Annotated in this window: 7 protein-coding genes; 2 read left to right on the top strand and 5 right to left on the bottom strand. The window is 34.4% G+C overall.

The features are described 5' to 3' along the window. Positions 1 to 42: 42 nt before the first annotated feature. A complete protein-coding gene (locus KQI69_RS07170; protein ID WP_216564663.1) occupies positions 43 to 630 on the bottom strand; it encodes an MATE family efflux transporter in 588 nt (195 codons plus the stop codon). Between KQI69_RS07170 and KQI69_RS07175 the strand changes: the two genes are divergently transcribed. Further along, positions 545 to 1,216 (top strand): LysR family transcriptional regulator substrate-binding protein, encoded by a 672-nt coding sequence (locus KQI69_RS07175; protein WP_216564664.1) that lies wholly within the window; start codon positions 545 to 547, stop codon positions 1,214 to 1,216. The two genes, KQI69_RS07170 and KQI69_RS07175, sit on opposite strands and share 86 nt — an antisense overlap. Before the next feature lie 128 nt (positions 1,217 to 1,344). On the opposite strand, the gene KQI69_RS07180 is transcribed toward KQI69_RS07175, so the two are convergent. The 3 genes from KQI69_RS07180 to KQI69_RS07190 are packed head-to-tail and all read right to left on the bottom strand — an operon-like array spanning position 1,345 to position 2,906. Next, positions 1,345 to 1,839, bottom strand: coding sequence for a GNAT family N-acetyltransferase (locus KQI69_RS07180; RefSeq protein ID WP_216564665.1), 495 nt, complete (start codon positions 1,837 to 1,839; stop codon positions 1,345 to 1,347). Positions 1,840 to 1,847: 8 nt separating this feature from the next. Beyond that, entirely contained in the window at positions 1,848 to 2,384 is a 537-nt protein-coding gene (locus KQI69_RS07185) for a TIGR00730 family Rossman fold protein (protein WP_216564666.1), read from the bottom strand. 48 nt (positions 2,385 to 2,432) lie between these two features. Beyond that, a complete protein-coding gene (locus tag KQI69_RS07190) occupies positions 2,433 to 2,906 on the bottom strand; it encodes a pyridoxamine 5'-phosphate oxidase family protein (RefSeq protein WP_216564667.1) in 474 nt (157 codons plus the stop codon). A gap of 313 nt (positions 2,907 to 3,219) precedes the next feature. Between KQI69_RS07190 and KQI69_RS07195 the strand changes: the two genes are divergently transcribed. After that, entirely contained in the window at positions 3,220 to 3,825 is a 606-nt protein-coding gene (locus KQI69_RS07195; protein WP_216564668.1) for a VanZ family protein, read from the top strand. 30 nt (positions 3,826 to 3,855) lie between these two features. On the opposite strand, the gene KQI69_RS07200 is transcribed toward KQI69_RS07195, so the two are convergent. Continuing rightward, positions 3,856 to 4,119 carry a hypothetical protein gene (locus KQI69_RS07200; RefSeq protein ID WP_216564669.1) on the bottom strand — a complete coding sequence of 88 codons (264 nt, stop codon included), beginning with the start codon at positions 4,117 to 4,119 and terminating at the stop codon, positions 3,856 to 3,858. Between the last annotated feature and the right edge of the window lie 79 nt (positions 4,120 to 4,198).

Genomic DNA, 4,198 nt, shown 5'->3' on the forward strand with positions numbered 1-4,198 from the left:
TATTTTATTAAATTATTTTAATTATATTAAACAATATTTATTTTAATGTTGGTTATATGACGGGCGATAAATCATGACCGCCACAAAAATCAACACTGCCGTCACCGACAAACTTACAGGATATGCCGTCATTATCACTCTGAATGTCTTGTGTAACGGAAATACGACAAATATCCAAAATATCCTCACACCGCACACACCAATTATCGTGAGAACAGCCGGCACAAGTGAAATTCCAAATCCCCTTAAATAGCCCGATAAATTCTCATAAAGCATACTGAAAGTATAGGCTGAAAATACCATTATAAGTCTTGTATATCCTGTATTTATTACTTTAGGGTCATTATTAAATATCGAGAGCAGTATTTTTCCTGACAGTAAGATTAAAAATATCGCACCAGCCGTCACTATCGCATCCTCGATAATACATAAAATAAGCACTTTCTTACATCTTTTTAATTGCCCTGCACCATAATTCTGTCCCATAAATGTTGTGCATGCCTGGCTGAACGAATTTAACACATCATAGGCAAATATCTCGATATTGAAAGCCGCACTTGATGCCGCTATCACCATAGTTCCAAGACTGTTTATTGCCGACTGTATAACAATATTCGCAACTGCAAACACGGCACTCTGTATTCCTGCGGAAGTCCTATCTGAATTATCCTTTATACAGAAACAATACCCTAATGTAATATTTCAATTTTATAATGGAGATGCCACAGACATAACAGAACGCCTTAATCATGGAAACCTTGATTTTGCAATTCTGCTCCAACCCATTGACACTTTGAAATATGAATATATCAAACTCCCTGAGAGTTCTTTATGGGGCGTATTGATGAAAAAAGACTGCCAGTTTGCCGACCTTGACATGATAAGTAAAAAAGAACTGTTGCAAATGCCGCTTATTCTTTACCGCCGTATCGGTTTACAGCAGAACATCGCAGACTGGGCACATACAGATATAGACCGTCTGCATATAACGGCAACCTACAATGTTGTACATGGAAGCCCTGCCACATTTGTTAAAAATAATCTTGGATACTTTCTAATGACAAAAGATTTGATTTCAGAAGAACCTGACAGTGATGTTGTATTCCGTCCGCTTAAGCCTGAATTAAAAATTGAATACAATCTTGTATGGAAGCGCAAAAATATATTTAACAATGCAGCAAAAGTATTCCTTGAAGAAATCAAAAAAATTGCATAAAACAATTATAGTATATATTTATTTTAACAAAAGACCTCACTTCACATTATCATGCAAAACCATTATCATAAAAGCCATTAATGATACTTTTAAAAACAGCGGCATGAAACAATCTAATTTTTATATCATTATAATGTATCACTGGCACTCTCCAAATCCAGCATATACAATAAACTATCCCTGTCAGGATATGTATATAAGATTGGAAGTTCTGATTTATCAATTTTATAAAAACCTGCCTTTTCATAAAATCTGTGCGATGTTTTGGCAACAGACGGAGTGTCTAAAATAATATGCTGAACATCTGATGCTTTGGCAAACTCTATAAGTTCACTATAAAGAGCAAGCCCTACTTTCTGTGAACGGTATTCTTTTTTGACAAAGAACTTTTTCATAACCGCACAATTATTTTCTTTTATCATAAGTCCGATAGTCCCGATTACTTTTCCGTCATAAATCGCAACCCAAAATTCACCGCCTCCCTGTTGATATGACTTATTTATATTAAAAAGGTCAGGCTGTTCTTCAAGTGACAGATTTATCTTTGATTCATTATTTTGAATATCAAGTATAAGCGATATAATCTCATCATCATATTTTCCACTGTATTTTTCTATATGCATGACTTTTATTACTTCCTCTCTAAAATCTCCTTAATCTGCTCAAGATTTTCCACAAAATAAATGCCCTCCTGCCGTTCTTCTGAGGACAACCCCATTTTAATCATATGTTCAAGAAGTTCTTTAAGACCATTATAATAACCGTTCATATTATACAAAATACATGGGGCATCAAGTTGCTTTAAAGATACTTTTGACATAACCTCTGCAATTTCTTCCAAAGTGCCTGTCCCTCCCGGAAATGCAATAAATGCATCTCCAAGTTTAATCATCTTTGTTTTTCTCTCCTCCATATTTTTTGTAACTATAAGCTCTGTTATCTCATCGTACTGTAGTTCAGCATCGACAAAAAACTGTGGTTCTACACCCGTCACCTCTCCACCTGCTTCTAATACGCTCTCAGCTATTACTCCCATAAGTCCTGACTTAGAGCCGCCGTATATAAGTGAATTTCCACTCTCACCGATCCATGTTCCAAGTTTCTTTACTTCTTTTGCTAATGTAGGATCATTTCCCTCAAAAGCTCCAAGGTATACTGTAATATTCATCCTTTGCTATTCTCCGTTCTATTTTTTAATACAAATAACTTATCATGATTATTCTTCCACCGGATTTGCTTTTCCTGTAAATTCCTCTAACTCAATTTTATATATTTTCACATTCACCATTCCTTTGCAGCGTTCAAGCGGATAATCTATCTGTCCATAATGTTCAAGAATAAGCTGTAAGCCCTTTATTATCTCATCCTGATTTTCTACTTCCTCACATTTTCCAAAGCCTATAACGCTCTCATATCTTGTCGTAATTCCATGCTCTGTTTTCTGAACCTTGAAAAAAGTATCGGCTTCTACGCAGACATTTGGATTTTTTTCAATATATTCTATTTTAAGTCCCTGCTTTGCACAATGAAAATAAAGAACTGGCTTTTCATTTAAGATTTCCATTCCAAAAGAAACCGGAACTACATAAGGATATTTATCACCATACATGGCAATACGGATTGTGTTGCTTCTCTGCAAAATATTCAATATTTCATCATTTGAGATAATCTCCCTGTCTTTTCTACGCATAACTGTTTCCTCCTGTTTTTATGATTTCGTAACATATTTTATTTTCCCGAATTTCAATCATTCTAGCATAAGCACAGATATTCCGCAATTGCCTGTATATACAAAAAAATTTTAATCCGTCATATTAACCATTATACAATAGAAAGATTTTTGCATATTTCTAACTATAAACAAAAGACTTATCTCAACCTTATAAATTCAACCTTACAAAACTGTAAGATTATACCCCGTAAATGTAAGCTTATTCGATGGCAGATTTATATATTTTCAAATATACTTGTATCATCAAATAAAAAACACGGAGGGCAAAAAAATGAGTACATGGATCGATAGTATTAACAACGGTATAACAATAGCTATAGTTTATGGAGTTTTACTTTATATTCCATTTTTAGCTGGTTCAATTTTATTAAAAAGCGGAAGATTTAACATAGCAAAATGTGTGTTGAACACTCTATTCTTTGTATATATATGCTGTTTATTTTCACTTGTATTTTTACCACTTCCAACAATGGGAACAAAATTAAGCGGTCACCAGATACAGTTAATCCCCGGATACTGCCTTTATGATATAGCAAAAAATCCAAGTTTTCGTGCAGTAGCACAGGTGCTTTTTAACATAGTAATGACAATTCCTTTTGGTGCATATTTTAAATATTACCACAAGATGGATATGAAAAAAATCGCACTTGTAAGTTTTGCACTTACATTATTTATTGAAGTTGGACAGCTTACAGGGCTTTTCTTTATCTATTCCGGTTCATACCGTTTATGTGATGTAGATGACCTTATCTGCAACACACTCGGTGGTGTTATGGGTGCATGGATTGCTTCAAAGTGTGCATTTTTACCTGAGATTGAAATGTTTGAGAGAAATATTTTTCATCTTGGTCGCAAGGATGGAAAATTGACATACTAGATTTAAAACTAAAAATCATGTCCACATCTTCTACTTAGAAAGCTGTCTGCTGATCACAACAAGGCTGTGAGTTACGGCACAGTATATTTCTTCCGGAGTTTCCGTTTTTCCATGTAAATACCAGATATTTACAGCAGCCGGAATGATATTGGCCAGCACCGAAACCAAATAATCAGCTTCTCTATCGGATAGTGATACATTCTCCAGAAAAATCTTTTTCAAAAGTTCATGATTTTTCATATGGGTATCATAAATAATACTTATCATATTATTTTCAACAAGTGTTTTTATCAATACTTCCTGTTTCAGCCATTGCTCTAAGTTAGCAACCCCCATTTCAAATGGGGGTTTATTATTTCACCCTCCGGGTGCT

The sequence above is a fragment of the Eubacterium sp. MSJ-13 genome (assembly GCF_018918235.1).
GTDB lineage: Bacteria > Bacillota > Clostridia > Lachnospirales > Lachnospiraceae > Butyribacter.

What these genes read in the sequence shown, in the direction of transcription:
- KQI69_RS07190 (WP_216564667.1), bottom strand. Translation starts at nt 2,906, where the DNA reads ATGCGTAGAAAAGACAGGGAGATTATCTCAAATGATGAAATATTGAAT.
- KQI69_RS07180 (WP_216564665.1), bottom strand. Translation starts at nt 1,839, where the DNA reads ATGCATATAGAAAAATACAGTGGAAAATATGATGATGAGATTATATCG.
- KQI69_RS07185 (WP_216564666.1), bottom strand. Translation starts at nt 2,384, where the DNA reads ATGAATATTACAGTATACCTTGGAGCTTTTGAGGGAAATGATCCTACA.
- KQI69_RS07195 (WP_216564668.1), top strand. Translation starts at nt 3,220, where the DNA reads ATGAGTACATGGATCGATAGTATTAACAACGGTATAACAATAGCTATA.